Source organism: Micromonospora eburnea, assembly GCF_900090225.1.
Taxonomy (GTDB): domain Bacteria; phylum Actinomycetota; class Actinomycetes; order Mycobacteriales; family Micromonosporaceae; genus Micromonospora; species Micromonospora eburnea.
The window spans coordinates 883,452-904,163 of record NZ_FMHY01000002.1; the positions used below are offsets into that span (position 1 = coordinate 883,452).

Annotated in this window: 17 protein-coding genes; 15 read left to right on the forward strand and 2 right to left on the reverse strand. The window is 71.8% G+C overall.

The window, feature by feature from the left end; all coding sequences use genetic code 11:
• Nucleotides 1-50: 50 nt before the first annotated feature.
• Nucleotides 51-1,490, forward strand: coding sequence for an aldehyde dehydrogenase family protein (locus GA0070604_RS04425; protein ID WP_091114588.1), 1,440 nt, complete (start codon nt 51-53; stop codon nt 1,488-1,490).
• Between the two features lie 121 nt (nt 1,491-1,611).
• Here GA0070604_RS04425 and GA0070604_RS04430 read toward each other — a convergent pair whose 3' ends face one another.
• A complete protein-coding gene (locus GA0070604_RS04430) occupies nt 1,612-2,844 on the reverse strand; it encodes an SUKH-3 domain-containing protein (protein WP_091114592.1) in 1,233 nt (410 codons plus the stop codon).
• Nucleotides 2,845-2,923: 79 nt separating this feature from the next.
• Between GA0070604_RS04430 and GA0070604_RS04435 the strand changes: the two genes are divergently transcribed.
• From GA0070604_RS04435 to efeB, 14 genes are all read left to right on the forward strand, one after another.
• Entirely contained in the window at nt 2,924-3,337 is a 414-nt protein-coding gene (locus GA0070604_RS04435; RefSeq protein WP_091126896.1) for a YbaB/EbfC family nucleoid-associated protein, read from the forward strand.
• A 5-nt stretch (nt 3,338-3,342) separates the two neighbouring features.
• Entirely contained in the window at nt 3,343-3,699 is a 357-nt protein-coding gene (locus GA0070604_RS04440) for a hypothetical protein (protein WP_091126897.1), read from the forward strand.
• Between the two features lie 24 nt (nt 3,700-3,723).
• The gene (locus GA0070604_RS04445; protein ID WP_244162155.1) at nt 3,724-8,058 is read left to right on the forward strand and encodes a toxin glutamine deamidase domain-containing protein; all 4,335 of its coding nucleotides are present in this window, start codon (nt 3,724-3,726) and stop codon (nt 8,056-8,058) included.
• A complete protein-coding gene (locus GA0070604_RS04450) occupies nt 8,055-8,495 on the forward strand; it encodes a hypothetical protein (protein WP_244161739.1) in 441 nt (146 codons plus the stop codon). Before GA0070604_RS04445 ends, GA0070604_RS04450 begins: the two co-directional genes overlap by 4 nt.
• A 15-nt stretch (nt 8,496-8,510) precedes the next feature.
• Complete coding sequence (nfi, locus tag GA0070604_RS04455) at nt 8,511-9,182, forward strand: deoxyribonuclease V (RefSeq protein ID WP_091114598.1); 672 nt, start codon at nt 8,511-8,513, stop codon at nt 9,180-9,182.
• A 130-nt stretch (nt 9,183-9,312) separates the two neighbouring features.
• Nucleotides 9,313-10,299 (forward strand): hypothetical protein, encoded by a 987-nt coding sequence (locus GA0070604_RS04460; RefSeq protein ID WP_091126899.1) that lies wholly within the window; start codon nt 9,313-9,315, stop codon nt 10,297-10,299.
• A 209-nt stretch (nt 10,300-10,508) separates the two neighbouring features.
• Nucleotides 10,509-10,721 (forward strand): Trm112 family protein, encoded by a 213-nt coding sequence (locus GA0070604_RS04465; RefSeq protein ID WP_091114600.1) that lies wholly within the window; start codon nt 10,509-10,511, stop codon nt 10,719-10,721.
• The gene (locus GA0070604_RS04470; RefSeq protein WP_091114603.1) at nt 10,718-11,914 is read left to right on the forward strand and encodes an SIS domain-containing protein; all 1,197 of its coding nucleotides are present in this window, start codon (nt 10,718-10,720) and stop codon (nt 11,912-11,914) included. The genes GA0070604_RS04465 and GA0070604_RS04470 overlap by 4 nt, the downstream gene beginning before the upstream one ends.
• A 28-nt stretch (nt 11,915-11,942) precedes the next feature.
• Nucleotides 11,943-12,935: a cation diffusion facilitator family transporter gene (locus tag GA0070604_RS04475; protein WP_091114606.1), complete on the forward strand. Its 993-nt coding sequence runs from the start codon at nt 11,943-11,945 to the stop codon at nt 12,933-12,935.
• Nucleotides 12,936-12,937: 2 nt separating this feature from the next.
• Nucleotides 12,938-14,089, forward strand: coding sequence for a mannose-6-phosphate isomerase, class I (gene manA, locus GA0070604_RS04480; protein ID WP_091114609.1), 1,152 nt, complete (start codon nt 12,938-12,940; stop codon nt 14,087-14,089).
• Nucleotides 14,090-14,394: 305 nt separating this feature from the next.
• Complete coding sequence (gene ahcY, locus GA0070604_RS04485; RefSeq protein WP_091114613.1) at nt 14,395-15,894, forward strand: adenosylhomocysteinase; 1,500 nt, start codon at nt 14,395-14,397, stop codon at nt 15,892-15,894.
• Between the two features lie 267 nt (nt 15,895-16,161).
• On the forward strand, nt 16,162-17,034 hold the full coding sequence (efeU, locus tag GA0070604_RS04490; RefSeq protein ID WP_091114617.1) for an iron uptake transporter permease EfeU: 873 nt from the start codon (nt 16,162-16,164) through the stop codon (nt 17,032-17,034).
• A gap of 37 nt (nt 17,035-17,071) precedes the next feature.
• Nucleotides 17,072-18,199 carry an iron uptake system protein EfeO gene (gene efeO / locus GA0070604_RS04495; RefSeq protein WP_091114620.1) on the forward strand — a complete coding sequence of 376 codons (1,128 nt, stop codon included), beginning with the start codon at nt 17,072-17,074 and terminating at the stop codon, nt 18,197-18,199.
• 94 nt (nt 18,200-18,293) lie between these two features.
• A complete protein-coding gene (gene efeB / locus GA0070604_RS04500) occupies nt 18,294-19,616 on the forward strand; it encodes an iron uptake transporter deferrochelatase/peroxidase subunit (RefSeq protein ID WP_091114624.1) in 1,323 nt (440 codons plus the stop codon).
• 85 nt (nt 19,617-19,701) lie between these two features.
• Here the strand turns inward: efeB and GA0070604_RS04505 are convergent, their stop codons facing one another.
• Nucleotides 19,702-20,712: an RDD family protein gene (locus tag GA0070604_RS04505; RefSeq protein ID WP_244161740.1), complete on the reverse strand. Its 1,011-nt coding sequence runs from the start codon at nt 20,710-20,712 to the stop codon at nt 19,702-19,704.

Consider the following 20,712-nt stretch of genomic DNA (forward strand, 5'->3'; position numbering starts at 1 on the left):
GGTAAAGGCAACTGTTTCCGCGCGGTCCTGGGTCGACTACGCTGCCGAACGTGGAGCCGAGAGCCTTCTTTGTCGCCGGCCGCCCCGTCCACGGCGAGGGCGAGCTGACCGTCATCCACCCGTACGACGGCCGCACGGTGGGGCGTACCACGATCGCCACGCCCGACCAGGTCGAAGCCGCCGTCGCGGCAGCCGCCGGCGTGGCCGCGACGGCCGCGGCCCTGCCCGCGCACGCCCGCGCGGCGGCCCTGGACCACGTCTCCCGGCGGCTCGCCGAACGCGCCGACGAGGTGGCGGCCCTGATCACCGCCGAGAACGGCAAGCCGGTCAAGTGGGCGAAGGCCGAGGTGGGCCGAGCGGTCTCCACGTTCCGGTGGGCGGCCGAGGAGGCCCGGCGCTTCTCCGGCGAACTGCAACGCCTGGACACCGACCCGGCGGCCACCGGACGGATCGCGCTGGTCCGGCGGGTGCCTCGCGGCCCCGTCCTCGGCATCACGCCGTTCAACTTCCCGCTCAACCTGGTCGCGCACAAGGTCGCCCCGGCCATCGCGGCCGGTGCGCCCATCATCGTCAAGCCGGCCCCCGCCACCCCGCTGTCCGCGCTGCTGCTCGGCGAGATCCTCGCCGAGACCGAGCTGCCCGAGGGGATGTTCTCGGTGCTGCCGCTGCCCAACGAGCGCGCCGCCGAGCTGGTCGCCGACCCCCGGCTGCCGGTGGTGTCGTTCACCGGCTCCGGACCGGTCGGCGCGGCCATCCGGCGGGCCGCCCCGGAAAAACACGTCACCCTGGAACTGGGCGGCAACGCGGCGGCCGTGATCTGCGAAGACTGGGCGTCGGACGAGGACCTCACCTTCGCGGCGCACCGGATCGCCACCTTCTCCAACTACCAGGCCGGCCAGTCGTGCATCGCCGTGCAGCGGGTGTACGTGCACGAATGGCTCTACGACGGCTTCCTGCCCCGGCTCGTCGCCGCCGTTCAGGAGCTGCGGACCGGGGATCCGACCTCGGAGCTGACCGACGTCGGGCCGCTGGTCTCCGTCGAGGCGGCCGAGCGGGTCGAGGCGTGGGTCGACGAGGCGGTCGCCGCCGGGGCCACCATCGAGGTCGGCGGACGCCGGGAGGGCGCCACCTACCCGCCGACGGTGCTGTCCGGCGTACCGCCCACCGCCAAGGTCTGCCGGGAGGAGGTGTTCGGGCCGGTGCTCGTGGTCAGCCCGGTCACGGACGACCAGGCCGCGTTCGCCACGGTCAACGACTCGGCGTACGGACTGCAGGCGGGCGTGTTCACGCATCGCCTGGACGTCGCGTTCGCCGCCGCGCGGACGCTGGAGGTCGGCGGGGTGATCGTCGGGGACGTGCCGTCGTACCGGGCCGACCAGATGCCGTACGGCGGGGTGAAGGGGTCCGGCGTCGGCCGGGAAGGGCTGCGCAGCGCGATGGACGACTACACCGAACCACGCGTCATGGTGCTGACCGGCCTGCCCCTGTAGGGCACACCTGCGCTGCGCGCCCCGCGCCCTGGGGGCACTTTCGGGGATGTTGCTGTCTCCTCGTATCGGGAGGCAGCAACATCCCCGAAGTTGCGGGGGGCCTTCTACGCCGGATGCCCGGTCACCAGGTGCCGTCGTCGTGGACTCGGGCGGGGGCGCGGCCGAGCAGGAGGGTGGTCAGGGCGGCGTCGATGTCCGGGCCGAGGAACCACTCGCCGGCCTGGTCGAGCGCGAAGATCCGCCCGTGCTCGTCCACCGCGATGATGCTCTCGCCACGTTCCGTGCCCAGCGGAAAAAGCCGTACGCCGAGCACCGCCCCGAAGTCAGCGAGCGTGTCGGCAGTGTGAGCCACACGGTGCGGACGCAAACTGAACCGCGATATCCAGACATTCTCACCGGGTCCTTTGCGCCCCGTTACAAGCCCTGGAAACGCGGTGAGGGCCGACATTGCGGCCGGAAACGCCGCATGTGACCGGGTCCTGCTGGCTACGGCGGTCACCTCGCGAATGGAGGCGGCGGCCAACGCGTCGTCCCCGAAGTGGGGGCGCCAACCAGCAATCACCAACGCGTCGGCGACCTCGCGGGGAAAGCGTCCTGGGTCCGGGTCGGTCTGTGGCGCTGAAAGCCGAGGGTGCGTGTAGCCGAGGTCGGACCACGGAAGCGCGTTGAAGTGCACCAGGAAGTTGATGCAGGAATCGCAGGGTAGCTCCGCCGGCCCGCCCGCGGGATCGCCGGATTCGCGGATCCGGAAGAACTCGGTCCGACTGTTGCCCACGATCTGCCTTGCCTCCGCCATGGTCAATGGCGGAAGGCCGTCGCTCGCTCGGCGATGGTCGTGTTCGTGCAGGACGTCGGAGACGACGATCATCTCGGCGTGCCGCTCGCCGCCCCGGACCAGATGGCCCCGCGGTAGCTCGTCCAGATAAGACTGAACCAGCGGATGATGGTGCAGTTCGACGTCGCCCTTCGCCCCGTGGGCCACGTGGACGCGGCCGTCGAGGGTGAGATGCGCCACGCCTCCAGGCGTGGGCAGCCGGGTGATCTCGCGAAGCAACTGACCGGCCGGGTCTACCGTGCGCGGTGCGCGCGGCTCCGGCGGGCGGCGCTGCCGGAACATCTGCGCGACGGCGGCGAGCGGCAGCCGTGGCCAGGTCGACACCTCGCCGGTCTCCTTGTCGACCACTGTGGTCGGCAAATCGCCGGGGAGGGCGCGGGCCTCGGGCGACACCGTGGATGTGATCAGGTAGCCCAGGTCGAACTCTTCGATCAGCGGCGTGCACGGGAATCCCAAGCGCTCGGAATCTCGCTGCGCCCAGACGGCGGCGAGTTGCTCAGCCTGCTGTCGCTCGATCACAGCCCGAAACTACCGGACCCCACGGATTCCGTGGCGCCCGGTATGGTCGGCCCTACTGACCGTGACGGGGAGGGTGACGGTGGGCGAAAGTGCGGATCGGGACGCCAACCGTGCGCTGCGCGCGCGCTTCGACGAGGTGTATGGCCAGTACCAGCGATTTCGGTCCGGATTGGACGAACTTCAGGGCAAGCTCGCCGAGCTGCGGGTGACCGAGCGCTCTGATGACGGCCAGGTCACCGTCGTGGCCGGGGCCCGGGGCGAGCTGGTCAGCGTGGAGGTCACGCCCTCGGTCTTCCACGACCGGGACGCCAAGGCGTTGAGCAAGAAGATCACCACAACCGTGCTGCGGGCGTCCGCTGCCGCGGTCGCCGCGACCCAGGAACTGGTCGCCGGATATCTGCCGCCCGGCTCTGCGTCGGTGGAGTTCCTGCGTACGAATGACTTCGGCGCGCTGCTCGGCCGGGCGGACGCCGTCCTCTCCCGCGGCGAATGACCGCGATGGACGACGGGCAGATCTGGCTCGCCCCGGACCGGGCCCGCCGTGGCGGTGCGGACCTGACCCTGGCAGGGGAGGCGGTCGGTGCCTCCCGGCGCGGGGTCGGCGGTGAGATCGCAGCGGCGAGCGCGCAGCGGCCGTGGGGCCGGGACGACATCGGTGCCGCGTTCGACAAGCAGTATCGCGGCTACGAAGAGACGCTGCTGCGGGTCTGGGAAGCCCTGGGTCGTTCACTCGAAGGGCTGGGCTCCGATGTGGTTCGGTCCGTGGCCGCGACCGTCGAGACCGACGAGATCAACGGCCGCCAGCTCGGCGAGATTCCGCACCAGCATCACACCTCACACCGGTACTTGCGCTGACCTCCGGAGGATCCGCGCGTGACCATGCTGCCCAGCCCGATCCCGCACCCGCTCGACTACTGCCCCTGGGATGTGCCCGCCTGGATCTACGAGGCGCTTGACTGGGTTGTCGGCGTCGAATGGCCGGACGGGAACGAGCGGGCCGTCTGGGATCTCGCCGACCTCTGGTACGGCGTCGCCGACGTCATCGCCGGTTCGGCTACCGACGCGGCTGAGGCAGCCGGCGAGGTACGCAGCGGCTACGGCGGGGTCGGACTGGTGGCCGAGGCGTTCGACGCCGCCTGGCACAAGGTGGCCGAGGGTCCGGACGCCCCGCTGCCCGTCCTGCTCGCGGTCACCGGCGAGCTGGGCAAACTGGTCGACTCCTGTGGCTGCGACATCGAGGGTGCCAAGCTGGAGGCCTGGATCGAGCTGGGCCTACTGGTCGTCGAGCTGCTCTCGTTGGCGGTGGCGACCGTGCTCACCGCCGGTGCCGCCTCACCGGCCGCCGGGGCGGCAATCGCCACCACCCGGATGGCCGTGCAGCAGATCTTCAAGCGGCTTGTGGCGCAGTTGGCCCGCAAGGCCCTCAAGGAAGGGCTGAAGGAGGCCGGGGAACGGGCCGCGAAGGAGCTCGGCAAGAGCGGCATTCGGAAGCTCGGTCGCCGGGCCGTGCTCGGCGGTCTCGTCGAGGCCGGGCAGGAGTCGGGAACCAGCCTGGCGACCCAGGCATACCAGAACTCCACCGGCCGCCGGGACGGCCTGGACCTGACCGATGTGGGCATGTCAGGGCTGGCCGGCTTCGCCGGCGGTGCCGTGGTCCCGCTCGCCGGGCTGGGGCGGCACGCCGACGGGCGTTTCGCGCAGATCGGAGAGCACCTCGGGCGGAACATGGTCGGCGAGACCCTGGCCGAGAGTGCCGCAGGGCTGGCCACCGGACAGAACCTCTCCCTGGAGGACGTGGCCCGGGCGGCGGTCTCCGGTGTCAGCGGCTCCACCACCAGTCAGGCCGACGCGGCCCTGCACCACCGGCTCGACGGGAAGCTGGCCGGCCTGTCATCGGCACCGATGGACCTGACCCTTCCGCTGCCCGGGACAGTCGACGGGGGCGGTTCCATCCCGGCCCAGCGTGCCCCCGACCCGGTTGGGTCGATGCCCGCCCCACACCCCGAGACCGTCGCGCCCGTAGCTGGCGCGGGCGCTGTCCACCACGCTGGCTCGACGGACCCGGGTGCCGCGGAAGTGGCTGGAACCCGACGGCTGGATGCTGAGGTTTCAGCAGCTCACCTCTCCCCAGCCGCGCATTTGGAGCAGTCGACGGATTCCGTCGTGCGATCGGTGCAGCCGGTTGACGAGTCCGGCCCTCACCGGCCCCACCCTGAGGTGGTGGCCAGCCCCACGCTCTCCTCGGTGGCCGTTGAGTCGCCGGTCGCGGGCACCCATCCGGTCGCGGGCACCCATCCGGTCGCCGCCGACCCGGGGCCCCGGCCGATCACGGGAGGCGATGCCGGCACGTCGAGCCAGGTGACGCCAGCGCAGACGGGCGCGGCACCTACGATGGCGAGCGGGTCGCCCTCCGTCGGGCCGAACACCCCGTCACCGCTTCCCGCCGACCGTGTCTCGGCCGGCACCGTGGCCCCACACCCCGGGCCATCGAACACGCCACCGCCCCACCGGCCCGGCGCAGACTCGATGGCTGGGCCAACCGTCCACGCTCCGGACTCCCGGCCGACGCCGAACCCCCGTTTCCCGCTGCTCGAGGCGTTGGCTCCAGCACCGCGCCAGCCCGCCGACGGACCGCCGCCGGTCCTGCCAGGTCCCTCCGGCCCGCTTCCACCCCGCCGGAGCACGCCCGAGGAGTGGGCAGCATGGTGGGCCGCAGATCGGGAAGCGCTCGACCGACGCCGCTACCAGAGGTATCTCCGGGACCAGCGAGAATGGTATGAGGACAGGCGGCGCACTGAGGAAGCCAGCTGGCTCCACGAGCGGGCTGAGATCCATGAACAGCGGGCAAACGAGTGGAATGCTCAAGCCGACGAAGCCGAGCGCGCTGGCCGTGAGCTGTTGGCTCAGCGATGGCGCCACGAGGCATACGACGCCGCCGTCGAGGCCCACACGTTGCGCGAAGAGGCCCGTGAGGTCCGAGCCGGATCGCTGGTGCCGGCCGAGGTGATGATCGAGTACGACGCCGACTTCTACCGGATCAACGATGATGTCGCCGATCTCGCACCCGGTGCCGTGGAGACGCCGGATCGCTCCGCCCTCACTGGTGACGGTCATCCGCCGCCGATCGACCGCTCCCGCTGCTACGGCGTACGGGGTGGGCTGCGTCCGCCGCTCGCGCTGCACCAGACCGACCTGGAGCGGCAGATGCCCCGCAACCCGGACGGCACCGTGGTGCGTACCGCCGATCCCCGGTACGGCGGCTGGTTCCGGCTCGCCAACGACGGCGGCCCGGAGGCGGATGCCACCCGAGGAATCAACTGTCTCGACTGCACCCTGTCGCTCTACGAGACCTGGATGCACGGCCGACCGCGGGTCTCCGCGCCGCGTACCTTCGACGGCTATCTCAAGGGGGACGTCCGCAGGCCCGTAGACGGTGAGGCGGACGGGCCACGCCGGGTCGAGGAGGTCACCGGAGGGCGGTTCCAGAAGCTGTGTGCCGACGTCGCACCGACGACCGAACTCGGCGTACGGCAGATGGTGGAACGCGGCTACCAGGACCTGCACGGGCAACTGCTGGCCGGTGGCCACGGCAGCTACGCCTTTCTCATCACCAGTTGGCAGGGTGGAGGGTCGCACGCCTGGGTGGCGCTGAACCAGAACGGCACCGTGCTGTACCTCGACCCGCAGTCGGGCTTCGTCTGGGACCGTCCGCTCTACACCCACAGCGGCGTGTGGCACGAGAGCAATGCGGTCGCGATCGATGCCCTGGTGCTCGGACCGGACGGCCGGCCGATGCCGCTCGCCGGGCGGCCGCCTGGCGACTTCAACGTTCTGCCCGACCAGTCGGAACGACCCGCCCCGCCACGGCCGCCCGATCCGCCAACACCGCCTGATCCGCCAACACCGCATTACGGCGTCGACGACGACCCGCCGGACTTCAACCGTGTCTACCTGCTCGGGGAGTCGACCACGTTCCACCGAGCGGCGGACACCTCGTTTCCCGGCAGCATGTCGGGGCCGGATCTGGACGCCGTGCGGCGGGCCCACCTCGACGCCCACGCCGAGCGGATCTCGGCCGGCCTGTTCGTCCGGGACGCGATCGCCGCGAGTACGAGCCTTGACGAGGTCTTCGCCGCCGGGGTCACCCCGGTCGAACTGGCGCAGCACCTAGACGGGCCGACGCTGCGGCGGCTGACGCCGGGGCTGGACGAGGCAGCGGCCGGCGATGTGGCGCGGCTGCTCGATGATGCACGGGTCCGGCAGATGCTCGACCAGACCTGGGAGGCACCGCCACGCGGTGAACCGCTGCTGGGCGAGCGGCTGCTACAGCAGTTGACTCAGCGGCCCGACCTGGTCCGGGTGATCCTGGCGACGCCGGAACTGGCCAACTCGCTGACCGCGAGGCCGCTCACGCTGCACCACCTCGCCAGCCACCAGCAGGCGATCGATGTGCTCGGCGACGTCCTGAACGACATCGCCGAGCGCGGTGCTGCTGCTGTCGCTGCGGCACCGGACCCGCCCGTACTCCCCACCCCACTGACCGTTGAACAGTTGGAGGTGAGTTCTTACTTCGACGTAGGCCGCCCGCCGGCGCTTCAACCCGGCTTTGACCCGGGACGGCAGGGAGACGTTTCCTACCAGCGGCAGTACCTGGACCAGTTGTACTCTGCTGCGGCCGCTGCTCAGGTCGAGGTCGATGCTCTGGGGCGGAGACTGGCAGAGGCGTCACACGGGGCGGAGTACTGGCCGCGGCCGGGACCCAAGGACAGGAAACGGGCCGAGGACAAGGTGGCGAAGTACGGCGGACAGGCGTCGCGGCTGCTGGACCTGGCGGCCGGTCGGGTCTCCTATCGGCGGCTCGGCGATCTCTACGCCGGTCTGGCGACGTTGCAGGGTGACGAGCAGGTGCGAATTGTTCGGTTCGAGGACAGATTCCGTACTCCCCAGAAGAGCGGCTACCGGGATGTGCAGATGATTCTGCGCACTTCATCCGGACACGTCGCCGAGTTTCGACTGCAGCTCGCTGCGCTCGATGAGGTTGCCGAGTGGGAGCATTCTCTGTTCGAGGTGGGGCGCGACCTGGAGGCAGTTGCCAAGGAGCAGGGCCGTAAAATGTCCCAGACGGAACTGGCCATTTGCAGGGGCGTTGTCCAGCGCCAGCGTGAGCACTTCTGGGCTGCTCTTCAATCGACGCTGGACGGGGGGCTGGAGTGACGGGCGAGGTGCACGGATCGGATCTGTTCGGGTACTACGACTACTATGAGACGCCAGTAAAGATCGTGCCTACGCCTGAAGGTGGACTCATCGCCTGGCGGCTGGATCGAGGGACGGGTGGTTGGCGGCCAGCCAACGACATCGTGGACGAAATCCTCTTTGCCATGGGCGGTGACATTTTTGTGCGAACGCCGGAGCAGTTCGTGCAGCGGACCGAGGCCGAGCGGGGCCGCTACCTCAAGGGCGAGGGTCCGATCTTCGCGCTCTATGAGACGGTCAACGCCATCGAGGACATCGCGAGGGCCGAGGATCGTGCCTTCACGCCAGAGGAGGCGGCGCTGATCGCGGGTATCCGGCAGCGGACGTTCGTGATGTTCGAGGAGCAGTTGCAGCAGTCCGGCGACCCGGGCGCCGACCCGACCATCGCGACCTCCTGACGGCGGGACGGTGTGATGCGGTACGAGCCGCCGGCTGACGTGGCGGAGGCGCTGCGCGTACAGGAGGAACTGCGGTCGCGGGTGGACCTGGTCGGGCCGGGCCCGGCCGCGCCGGCGACGGTGGCCGGCCTCGATGTCGCGTACGCGGAGAGCGGTGACCGGCTCGCGGCGGCCGTCACGGTGCTGGACGCCGCCACCCTGGCGGTGGTCGACGAGGCGGTCAGCGTGGGCCGGCCCGCCTTCGAGTACGTGCCGGGGTTGTTCGCGTTCCGCGAACTGCCGGCGCTGCTGGCGGCCCTGGATCGGCTGACCGTGCGTCCCGAACTGCTGGTCTGCGACGGGCACGGGTTGGCGCACCCGCGCCGGTTCGGGCTGGCCTGCCATCTCGGCCTGGTCACCGGTGTGCCCGCGATCGGGGTGGGGAAGACGCCGCTGGTCGGCGAGTGGGTGGAGCCGGGGCCGGAGCGGGGTGCCTGGACGCCGCTGTGCGACGGCGGTGAGGTGGTCGGCCGGGTGCTGCGTACCCGGGACGGGGTGAAGCCGGTGTTCGTCAGCGTCGGCCACCGGATGAGTCTGGCCAACGCCGCCGACCGGGTGCTGGCGTTGACACCCCGGTACCGGCTGCCGGAGACCACGCGGACGGCCGACCGGCTGTGCCGGCGGGCACTGGCCGCCGCGCTCGCCTGACCGTGAGGGCCCGCCGGCCCGGCGTGTCGCGGCGCACATACCGGGCGCTCGATCGGCAGGTGGCACCCCGGGCCGGTAGTAGCCTGACCCGCGGCGTACCCCGGGGCGGGGTGGAGACGGTGAGGTGGAGATGTCGGTGGGGCGGCACGCGGCGCGGCTGGCCGCGGTCGGCGTGGTGCTCGGCGGCCTGGTGGCCGTCGGGGCGTCCCCGGCGCTGGCCGACGACGACCGGGTGAAGGTTCGCTCTGCCGGCAGCTTCACGGTCGCCGGATCACCGGGAACGGTCACGGTCGAGGTGCGCAAGCGCACCGACGGGTGCGTGATGCTGCGTACCGCCGTGGGGCTGCGGCTCGCCGGTGTCCGGCCCGATCAGGTCCGGGTGGAGGACAACACCGGTGAACGGTGGCAGCCCGTCGGGGTGTCCGGCGGGGACGGCGGCGTGGCGACGGCCCCCGTCGCGCCGGAGAAGCCGGAGCTCTGCAAGGGGAAGGGAAAGACGGTCCGGTATCGGGTCGCCTTCCTGGCCGGCGCGCCCGGCGGCCAGTTGACCGTGGTCGGCGTGGCGAGCACCGCCGCCGGTCGGCTGCTCGGCCAGGCCGACACCTCGGCCCGGGTGGTGGGTGCGCCGAAGGCGGCGAGCCTGTCGCCGACGCGAAAGCCGTCGCCGACTCCGAGCGCCGACACCCCGTCGCCGAGTGACACCGAGCCGTCGTCCGTGGCCGCCGCGGTCGACCCGACCGTCGGGTCTCGCGCCGCAGCCGACTCGTCCTCAGGAGGTTCTCCCATCATGTGGTTCGGTATCGGCCTGGTGGCCGTCGGCGCCGCCCTGATCGCGCTGCTGGTCCGGCGTAACCGCGCCGACAAGGTCGAGGAGTCCGGCGCCTACCCGCAGGTTCCGCTGCCGCGCCCCGCGGGTGGCACCACGTACCGCTCCGGGGCCGTGGCGGGACAGGTGTACGGGCAGCAGCCGGCCACCCCGACCGTCTACGGCGGGTTCTCGTCGCCCCGTCCGACCGGCAACGTGTACGGCGCTGCCGTGGCCAACCGGCCGGGCGGTGAGCCGCCGGTGGCCCCGGGCGGTGACGCGACCAGCGTGCTGCCGGGCGGGCCCCGCTGAGCCGGAGCCCGGCCGCCCGTCGAGGGTTACGGTGACGGTGTGTGGTGGCGACCTGACCGAGGTCGGCGCCGCGGCGGCCGGTGGGCATCGACAGGCCGAGATGATCTTACTCGGTGGCGCGGTGTCCGTACCGGTTCGCCGATAAGATCGCGCGTGCGCCGGACGGCACCGCCGACCGGTGAGACCGCATACGTGGAAGGAGCCGCGCCGTGGCCCTGGACCCGCAGTTGCTCGAGATCCTCGCCTGCCCGGACACACACCACGCCCCGCTCGACTACGATCCGCAGGCCCAGACGCTGACCTGCACCGAATGCGGTCGGATCTTCGAGGTCCGGGACGACGTGCCGGTGCTGCTGCTGGACGAGGCGCGCGGTGGACCCGCGGCGGAGGACGCGCGCGGCGACTCGGCGGTGCAGCGGTGATCGAAGGTACGGCCGGGGTCAGCGGGCACCGGCACGCCGACGAGTCGCTGCTCGACGACGCCGATCTGCTGGCCGAGCGGGATCCGGGCGGGATGCTCCGGTTCACCGCCTCCGCCGGCGCCCAGGTACGCGAGTCGGCGGCGTTGGCGGCCGAGGCGAACCTGAGCGTGCTCGCCGACGAGGGTCGACCGCGCGCGGTGGTCATCGCCGGCATCGGCACCGCCGGGCGTACCGGGGACGTGTTGGCCACGGTCGCTGGGCCGCGCTGCCCGGTGCCGGTGATCCCGCACCGCAGCGCCGGCGTGCCGGGCTGGGTGGGCGCGGCCGACGTGGTGATCGCGGTCAGCGCCTCCGGCCGCAGCCCCGAGGCGCTGGGCGCCGCCGAGGCCGCGCATCGCCGGGGTGCCCGCCTGGTCGCCGTCGGTGCGCCGGACTCGCAGCTCCAGTCGGTGGCCGAGCGGGCCCGGGCGCCGTTCATCCCGGTGCCCCGGCGGGCTCCGGCCCGGGCGAGTCTCTGGGCGGTCACCGTGCCGGTGCTGCTCGCCGCCCGTACGCTCGGGCTGGTGAAGGTCAACGAGGCGGACCTGGCCGAGACCGCGGCCCGGCTGGACGCGGACGCCGACCGCTGCCGCCCCACCGCCGAGTCTTTCGTCAACCCGGCCAAGTCGCTGGCCCTGGGGCTGGCCGGGTCGATCCCGATCGTCTGGGGTTCGTCGCCGCTGGCCACCGTGGCCGCCCGTCGGTTCGGTGACACGCTCTCGGCCAACGCCCGCTACCCGGTGGTGACCGGGGCGCTGGGCGAGGCGGGGCGGGGCCGGGTCGGGCTGCTCGACGGGGTGTTCGGCGGGCTGGCCGAGGGGGAGCGGGACATCTTCGCCGATCCGGACGAGACGGCTGTGGACGCCACCCGGCTGCGGCTGGTGCTGCTGCGCGACGGTGGGCTCAACGCCGAGGACGACACCGACGAGCCGCTCGCGGTGGAGGAGCGGCGGGCCGACGCGGTGCAGACCCTGGCCGAGCGGCGTGGGGTGCGCTGTGACGTGGTGACCGCCGAGGGTGGTTCCGCGCTGGAACGACTCGCCTCGCTGATGGCGGTCCCGGACTTCGCCTCGGTCTATCTCGCCCTGGCGCACGGGTTGGACCCGATGGCCGTTCCGGCCATCACGGAGATGAAGGAGCTGGCGAACCAGTGAGCACCTGCCGCATCGAGCGAGTAGAAGCGTGAGCGCGGGCGGTGGGACGAGGGCGATCGTCGCCGCCCTCGCGGCCAACATCGGCATCGCCGTCACCAAGTTCGTCGCGTACCTGCTGACCGGCTCCTCGTCGATGCTGGCCGAGGCGATCCACTCAGTCGCCGACTCGGGCAACCAGGGTTTGCTGCTGCTCGGCGGCCGGCGGGCCAAGCGGGAGGCGACCGCGCAGCACCCGTTCGGCTACGGCCGGGAGCGCTACATCTACGCGTTCATCGTGTCGATCGTGCTGTTCAGCCTGGGCGGCCTGTTCGCGCTCTACGAGGCGTACCACAAGTGGTCGCACCCGGTGCCGATCACGAGCTGGCGGGTGGTGCCGGTGGCCGTGCTGGTGATCGCGATCGTGATGGAGGGCTTCTCGTTCCGTACCGCGATCAAGGAAGCCAACGTGACCCGGGGCAGCCAGTCGTGGGTGCGGTACGTCCGGCGGGCGAAGGCGCCCGAGCTGCCGGTGGTGCTGCTGGAGGACTTCGGCGCGCTGATCGGTCTGGTGTTCGCGCTGTTCGGCGTGGGGATGACGCTGGCCACCGGCAACGGCAGGTGGGACGCGCTCGGCACCGCGATGATCGGCGTGCTGCTGGTGATCATCGCGATCATTCTCGCCATCGAGACCAAGAGTCTGCTGCTCGGGGAGGGCGCCGAGCCGACGGACCTGGCCGCGATCGAGCGGGCGGTCGTCGGTGGCCCGGAGGTCGAGCGGATCATCCACATGAAGACCCTCTACCTGGGCCCGGAGGAGCTCATGGTGGCCGCGAAGATCGCGGTGTCGCCGTGCGAGACGGCCGATGATCTGGCCCGGGACATCAACGCGGTCGAGGCGCGGATCCGCGATGCCGTGCCGATCGCCCGGGTGATCTACCTGGAGCCGGACATCTATCACGCGTCGGGCGCGGGCACCGCGTCGGGCGCGGCGGTGCAGTCGGAGGGCGGACCCGACGAGGTGGCCGGGCGGCCCGGGAGCTGACCGTGGAGCTGTTGCAGGGCCGGATCCGCGACTACGCCTGGGGCTCCCGTACCGCGATCGCGCGGTTGCAGGGGCGCCCGGTGCCGAGTGACGGGCCGGAGGCGGAGCTGTGGCTGGGTGCCCATCCGGGCGCCCCGGCCACGGTGGACCGGGACGGATCCCCGGTCAGCCTCACCGAGCTGCTGATCGCCGAGCCGGACCACTGGTTGGGCGAGCGGTTGGTGGGTCGGTTCGGTATCCGGTTGCCGTTCCTGCTGAAGGTGCTGGCCGCGGACGCCCCGTTGAGTCTGCAGGCCCACCCGGACGCCGAGCAGGCGCGGGCGGGGCACGCGGCCGACGCCGAGCGGGTCAACTACGTGGACCCGTACCACAAGCCGGAGCTGCTGGTCGCGCTGTCGGACTTCGACGCGCTCTGCGGATTCCGTGACCCGGCCGAGTCGGCGGCGGCGATCGCCGCGTTCGGCGTACCGGCGCTGGAGCCGGTGGTGGCGGCGCTGCGTGGCGGGCCGGCGGGGCTGCGGGAGGCCGTACGCCTGCTGTTGAGCTGGCCGGCGGCGGAGCGGTCCGGGCTGGTGGCGGACGTGCTGGCGGCGGAGGTCGCCGGGCCGGACGCGGCGCTGGCCCGTGGCCTGGCGGTGGACTACCCGGCCGACCCGGGGGTGCTGGTGGCGTTGCTGCTGCATCACGTGCGGCTGACGCCGGGCGAGGCGATCTGGATGCCGGCCGGCAACCTGCACGCCTACCTGCGGGGCACCGGCGTGGAGATCATGGCGGCCAGTGACAACGTGCTGCGCGGTGGCCTCACGCCCAAGCGGGTCGACGTGGACGAGCTGCTGCGGGTACTGCGGTTCGAGGTGCTCGACGAGCCGGTGGTCACGCCGGTGCCGGTGGGGCCCGGGGTGGTGACCTGGCCGGTGCCGGTCGAGGACTTCGCGCTGCACCGGGTGGAGTTGGCGGCCGGCGATCCGGCGGTGCGGCTGGCGCTGCCGGGGCCGCGGGTGGTGCTCTGCCCGACCGGCGGGCTCACCGTCGACGACGGGGTGGGCACGGTCGTGCTCGCGCCGGGGCAGGCGGCGGTGGGCAGCGCGTCCGCCGGCCCGCTGGTCATCCTCGGCGAGGGCCAGGCCTACGTCGCCAGCTGCGCCCTCTCCTGACCCCACCCCACCTCGCCAGAAGGTGTGAGTCCGACTTTTCCGGAATCGGTTGACGCCTGGGCTGCCCGGTGTGAGTCTGTGGATGCGCAGCGTTGTCGCGACGAAGGTCTCGGTAACGCGCGGGGAACCAAACCGGGGGGATGCACGGGGCGGCCGGGCCGTGGGCGGAGAGTCCGTTCACGACCGACCGCCCCGTGCGCTTTCCGGCGATCGGTTCGGACATCCTCGGACAACCGGGCACGGGTGAAGGCGGCCACGCGCGTAAGGTGAAAGGCTGCGCAGTACTTCGTTCGACAGGAGCTTCCATGACCAGCACCCTCCCGGCGGCCCCCAGCGGCGCGTCATCCGGAGCCCGGCCGAGCACCCTCGCCGAGGGCGACTACAAGGTGGCGGATCTGTCGCTCGCCGAGTTCGGGCGCAAGGAGATCCGGCTCGCCGAGCACGAGATGCCCGGACTGATGGCGATCCGACGCGAGTTCGCCGACGCCCAGCCGCTCGCCGGCGCCCGCATCACCGGCTCGCTGCACATGACCATCCAGACCGCGGTCCTCATCGAGACCCTGGTGGCGCTCGGCGCGCAGGTCCGTTGGGCGTCCTGCAACATCTTCTCCACCCAGGACCACGCCGCCGCCGCGATCGTCGTCGGCCCGGACGGCACCCCCGAGGCCCCGGCCGGCGTCCCGGTCTACGCCTGGAAGGGCGAAAGCCTCCCGGAGTACTGGTGGTGCACCGAGCAGGTGCTCACCTGGCCGGACGGGCAGGGCCCGAACATGATCCTCGACGACGGCGGTGACGCCACCCTGCTGGTCCACAAGGGCGCCGAGTTCGAGAAGGCCGGCGTCGTGCCGCCGGTCGAGTCCGCCGACTCCGAGGAATACGCCGTCATCCTCGAGCTGCTGCACCGCTCGCTCGCCGAGGACGGCCAGCGCTGGACCCGGATCGCCGCCGGCATCAAGGGCGTCACCGAGGAGACCACCACCGGCGTGCACCGGCTCTACGAGATGCACCGCAACGGCACCCTGCTCTTCCCGGCCATCAACGTCAACGACTCGGTGACCAAGAGCAAGTTCGACAACAAGTACGGCTGCCGCCACTCGCTCATCGACGGCATCAACCGGGCCACGGACGTGCTGATCGGCGGCAAGATGGCCGTCGTGCTCGGCTACGGCGACGTGGGCAAGGGCTGCGCCGAGTCGCTGCGCGGCCAGGGTGCCCGGGTCGTGGTGACCGAGGTCGACCCGATCTGCGCGCTCCAGGCGGCGATGGACGGCTACCAGGTCGCCACCCTGGACGACGTGGTCGAGCAGGCGGACATCTTCGTCACCGCCACCGGCTGCTTCAACGTCATCACCAACGAGCACATGGCCCGGATGAAGCACCAGGCCATCGTCGGCAACATCGGCCACTTCGACAACGAGATCGACATGGCCGGCCTGGCGAAGCGCTCGGACGTCACCCGGGAGAACATCAAGCCGCAGGTCGACCTCTGGAAGTTCGACGACGGGCACGCCATCATCGTGCTCTCCGAGGGCCGCCTGCTGAACCTGGGCAACGCCACCGGCCACCCGAGCTTCGTGATGTCCAACTCGTTCGCCAACCAGACCATCGCCCAGATCGAGCTCTACACCAAGACCGACGAGTACCCGGTCGGCGTGTACGTGCTCCCCAAGCACCTGGACGAGAAGGTCGCCCGGCTGCACCTGGACGCCCTCGGCGCCAAGCTGAGCACCCTCAGCAAGGAGCAGGCCGCCTACCTCGGCGTGCCGCAGGAGGGCCCGTTCAAGCCGGAGCACTACCGGTACTGAGCCACGCCCGGAGGGGACCGGGGTTGGCCGCCGCGCGGCCGTCCCGGTCCCCTTCGCGTACGCGGACACCCGCCTCCTCCGGCGCTGCGCGCCGGCTCCCGTGATCGGGTCGGGCCGAACGGCCCTGGTGCCCCCGCCACCTGCGGGAGAGGCTGACGCGCGGACCGGGTGACGTTGTCGTGAACGACTTGACGCGATCCCCGATCAGGAGGAAGGTATGGCTGCCCTAAGTTAACTGAGGCGTGCCTAACCGACGACGGAGTACCGATGTTCGCCACGTACCTGATCGGCCTGCGGGAGGGCCTGGAAGCGACCCTGGTGGTCAGCATCCTGGTCGCGTTCCTGGTCAAGTCGGATCGCCGCAACCGGCTGCCGCACGTGTGGCTCGGGGTCGGTCTGGCCGTGGCGCTGTCGGTGTTCTTCGGCTGGCTGATCGAGTACACCTCGACCACGCTGCTCAACACCTCGAAGCAGCGTGAACTCTTCGACGCCGTCACCTCCGTCGCCGCCGTGGTGTTCGTCACCTTCATGATTTTCTGGATGCGCAAGGCCGCCCGGAGCATCGCCGGTGAGCTGCGGGGCAAGCTCAGCGAGGCGCTCGCCGTCGGCGCGTTCGCGGTGACCGGGATGGCCTTCCTCGCGGTCATCCGGGAAGGCCTTGAGACCGCGCTGATCTTCTACTCCGCCGCCGAGAGCGCGGCCGGTGGCACGGGCCGTGGACCGCTGCTCGCGCTGATCGGCGGCATCGCCACCTCCGTGGTGATCGGCTTCCTGCTCTACCGCAGCGCCCTCCGGCTCAACCTGGGCAAGTTCTTCACCTGGACCGGCGCGCTGCTGATCCTGGTCGCCGCCGGCATCTTCAAGTACGGCGTGCACGACTTCCAGGAGGCCGATGTGGTGCCCGGCCTGAACACCCACGCCTTCGACATCTCCTCGGTGCTCGACCCGAACACCTGGTACGCGACCCTGCTGAGCGGCATGTTCAACATCACCCCCACGCCGAGCGTGCTCGAGATGGTCGCCTGGGTGGCGTACGCGGTGCCGGTGATGGTGCTCTTCCTGCGCAAGCCGGGCCGGCCGGCTGCCCCGGCCAAGCCGGCCGCGACCGACGTTCCCGCACCCACCCCCCAGCGCGCCTGACCGCCCCGCTCACCTGCCCAGAGGAGACACAGCACCGATGCGTACCAGTCGACTCGTCGCGCCCGCCGCAGCCGGGGTGCTCGCCGTCGCCGGCCTGGCCGGCTGCAGCGGCGACAAGAAGGACGCGAAGGCCGGCGGGCCGATCGTGGTCAAGGCCACCGACACCGCCTGCGAGGTCGGCACGACCGAGGTGGAGGCCGGTCAGGTGACCTTCTCGATCACCAACTCCGGGTCCAAGGTCAACGAGTTCTACGTCTACGCCGCCGGTGACCGGGTGATGGGCGAGGTGGAGAACATCGCCCCCGGGCTGAGCCGCGAGCTGCGCGTCGAACTGGCCGCCGGCACGTACGAGACGGCCTGCAAGCCCGGGATGAGTGGCCGGGGCATCCGGGGTGCGCTGAAGGTCAGCGGCACCGCCGCCTCCGTCGCGCCCGACGCCGCGTTGAGCCAGGCCACCGCCGACTACCAGCGGTACGTGCAGAGCCAGACCACCGCGCTGCTGGCCAAGACCGAGGAGTTCGCGGCCGCGGTCAAGGCCGGCGACGTGGCGAAGGCCAAGGCGCTGTACCCGGTGGCCCGCACCTACTTCGAGCGGATCGAGCCGGTGGCGGAGAGCTTCGGCGACCTCGACCCGAAGATCGACGGCCGGGAAGAGGTCATCGAGGAGGGCATGGAGTGGACCGGCTACCACCGGCTTGAGAAGGACCTCTGGACGACCGGCGACATCAGCAAGGACGGCCCGATCGCCGATCAGCTGGTCACCGACGTCAAGGCCCTGGTGGAGAAGGCCAACGCGGAGAAGCTCACCCCGCTCCAGCTCGCCAACGGCGCCAAGGGGCTCCTCGACGAGGTCGCCAGCGGCAAGATCACCGGCGAGGAGGAGCGTTACTCGCACACCGACCTCTGGGATTTCAGCGCCAACCTGGAGGGCGCCAAGGCGGCCATCGCCGCGCTGCGCCCGGCGCTGGAGCAGCGCTCGCCCGAGCTGATCTCCCAGCTCGACACCGAGTTCGCCAACGTCGAGAAGGCCCTCGGCAAGCACCGGGTCGGCGACGGCTGGAAGCTGCACACCCAGCTCAGCGCGGCCGAGCTGAAGGAACTCTCGGACAGCATCAACGCGCTGGCCGAACCGGTCAGCAAGGTGGCCGCGGTCGTCGCCCGGTGACGGCCGGTGGAGGTGGCGGCGTGAGCGAGCGCAGCGAGCGAACCATCAGAGCCGTTGTGGCTCGTGGCGACGCCGACCGTAGGGAGGAGGCGGCATGAGCGAGCGCAGCGAGCAGCACACCCAGGCGGCACCCGCCGAGGCGCCGCGAGGGGCCACCCTGTCCCGGCGGCGGGCGATCACCCTGGCCGGGGTCGGAGTGGCCGGTGTGGCCGGGGTGGCGGGTGGCGCGGGCGCGCTGGCCCGTGGCGGTGACCACGCGGCGGCCAGCGACACGGCCGCCGGGGCGGTGCCGTTCCACGGTGAGCACCAGGCCGGCATCACCACTGCGGCCCAGGACCGGCTGCACTTCGTCGCGTTCGACGTGATCACCAAGGACCGGGCGAAGCTGGTCGCGCTGTTGCAGGAGTGGACCGCCGCGGCGGCCCGGATGACCGCCGGCAAGGACGCCGGGCTGATCGGCGCGGTCGGCGGCATGCCGGAGGCCCCGCCGGACGACACCGGCGAGGCGCTCGGGCTGCCCCCGTCGCAGCTCACCATCACCGTCGGCTTCGGCCCGACGCTGTTCCGCGACGCCCAGGGCGCGGACCGGTTCGGCATCGCCGACCGGCGTCCCGCCGCGCTGGCCGACCTGCCGCACTTCGCCGGCGACGCGCTCAAGCCGGAGATCTCCGGCGGCGACATCTGCATCCAGGCCTGCGCCAACGACCCGCAGGTGGCGGTGCACGCCATCCGTAACCTGGCCCGCATCGGCATGGGCGTGGTCAGCGTCCGCTGGTCGCAGCTCGGCTTCGGGCGTACGTCGTCGACGTCGCGGGACCAGGCCACGCCGCGTAACCTGTTCGGCTTCAAGGACGGCACCGCCAACCTGAAGGCCGAGGACGCCAGCCTGCTCCGGGAACAGCTCTGGGCCCAGCCCGGGGACGGGCCGGACTGGATGACCGGCGGGTCGTACCTGGTCACCCGCAAGATCCGGATGCAGATCGAGACCTGGGACCGCAGTTCCCTCGCCGAGCAGGAGCAGATCGTCGGCCGGACCAAGGGCAGCGGCGCACCGCTCGGCAAGACCCGCGAGTTCGACGAGCCGGACTTCGCCGCCAAGGGCGACGACGGCCAGCCGGTCATCGCCGAGGCCGCGCACGTTCGGCTCGCCCACCCCAACCAGAACGGCGGCGCGCACCTGCTACGTCGCGGCTACAACTTCGTCGACGGCTCGGACGGGCTGGGGCGGCTCGACGCCGGGCTCTTCTTCATCGCCTACCAGCGTGACCCGCGTAAGCAGTTCGTGCCGATCCAGACCCGGCTCGCCCGGCACGACGCGATGAACGAGTACCTGCGGCACGTCTCCAGCGGGCTGTTCGCCTGCCCGCCGGGCGTCCGCGACGCTGCCGACTGGTGGGGCCGCGCGCTCTTCTCCTGATCAGCTCAGCCCTGGTTCGGCCACCACTCGCAAGATCACATTCGATCCTGGATCGAGTGGTCTCGCGGTCGCTGTGAACGCGCCCCTACTTGCCGGAGCGAGCAGGGTCCTGGCGGGCTTCCGGTCCGCGTACCGGCTCGGGCTGGGTGGGCACGGCGGGCCGCAACGCGGCCGCGGCCGGTGCGGCGAGCGGTGCCGGCCGAGCGAGCGGCACCGGGGCGAGCGGCGGCGGGACCACGACGGGCGGTGGGACCAGCTCCGGCCAGAGCGTCGCGGTGGCCGCCCGGCTGCGTCCCAGCCGGTACGCCGCCCGCCGGCCCCGCTCGGCCAGTACGGCGGCCAGGTACGCCGACTCCGGCGCGGCCCAGGGCGGTGGCGGCGAGGTGACCGCCGCGACCTCGGCCCACAGCTCCCGGGCCAGCCGGGTCCGGTCCGGCTCGGCGAGCTGGTGCACCCGGCCGAGGTACTGCCGGACGGCCAGCGCCAACCCGTCGTCCAGTCGGGTCAGGTCGAGCGTCCCCGCCCAGCCGAACAGCGGTGGTACGGGCGACGGGGCGGGTCGCCAGGTCCCCGCGCCCCGGGTGTGCACCACAAGGGTGCCCGCCACCAGGTCGCCCAGTCGCCGCCCGCGCGGGTCGGTCAGCATCACCGTCACGCTCGCCGCCCAGCTCAGCAGCGGCAGCACCAGCCCCGGCCACTCCACCGCGACGCCCACCAGGGCCCGGGTGAGCGACTGGCCGACCCCGACCGGCCCGCCGTCGGCTCGGACCACCCGCAGCCCCACGGCCAGCTTGCCCAGCGTCCGGCCCCCGGCGAACCGTTCCATCAGCACCGGGTAGCCGATCAGCACGACGATCACCAGCACGGTCTGCGACGCGCCGAACAGGGCGCCGTCCACGACATCGCCGAGGCTGAGCAGCGCCAGCGACAACCCGATCCCGAGCAGCACCGCCGCCACCAGCTGGGCCACCAGGTCGATCAGCAGGGCGAGCACCCGGGAGCCCAGGCGGGCGGCGCGGACGTCCAGCTCGACCGCCTCGCCGCTGACCAGACCGGCGTCGGCCCATCCGGAGGGTGGGGGAGGTTGCGCGCGCAC

Bases quoted from the DNA above. Each gene is read 5' to 3' on its own strand.
- GA0070604_RS04440 (WP_091126897.1), top strand. From the start codon at position 3,343: ATGGACGACGGGCAGATCTGGCTCGCCCCGGACCGGGCCCGCCGTGGC.
- GA0070604_RS04445 (WP_244162155.1), top strand. From the start codon at position 3,724: ATGCTGCCCAGCCCGATCCCGCACCCGCTCGACTACTGCCCCTGGGAT.
- nfi (WP_091114598.1), top strand. From the start codon at position 8,511: ATGCGGTACGAGCCGCCGGCTGACGTGGCGGAGGCGCTGCGCGTACAG.
- GA0070604_RS04460 (WP_091126899.1), top strand. From the start codon at position 9,313: ATGTCGGTGGGGCGGCACGCGGCGCGGCTGGCCGCGGTCGGCGTGGTG.
- ahcY (WP_091114613.1), top strand. From the start codon at position 14,395: ATGACCAGCACCCTCCCGGCGGCCCCCAGCGGCGCGTCATCCGGAGCC.
- efeU (WP_091114617.1), top strand. From the start codon at position 16,162: ATGTTCGCCACGTACCTGATCGGCCTGCGGGAGGGCCTGGAAGCGACC.
- efeO (WP_091114620.1), top strand. From the start codon at position 17,072: ATGCGTACCAGTCGACTCGTCGCGCCCGCCGCAGCCGGGGTGCTCGCC.
- efeB (WP_091114624.1), top strand. From the start codon at position 18,294: ATGAGCGAGCGCAGCGAGCAGCACACCCAGGCGGCACCCGCCGAGGCG.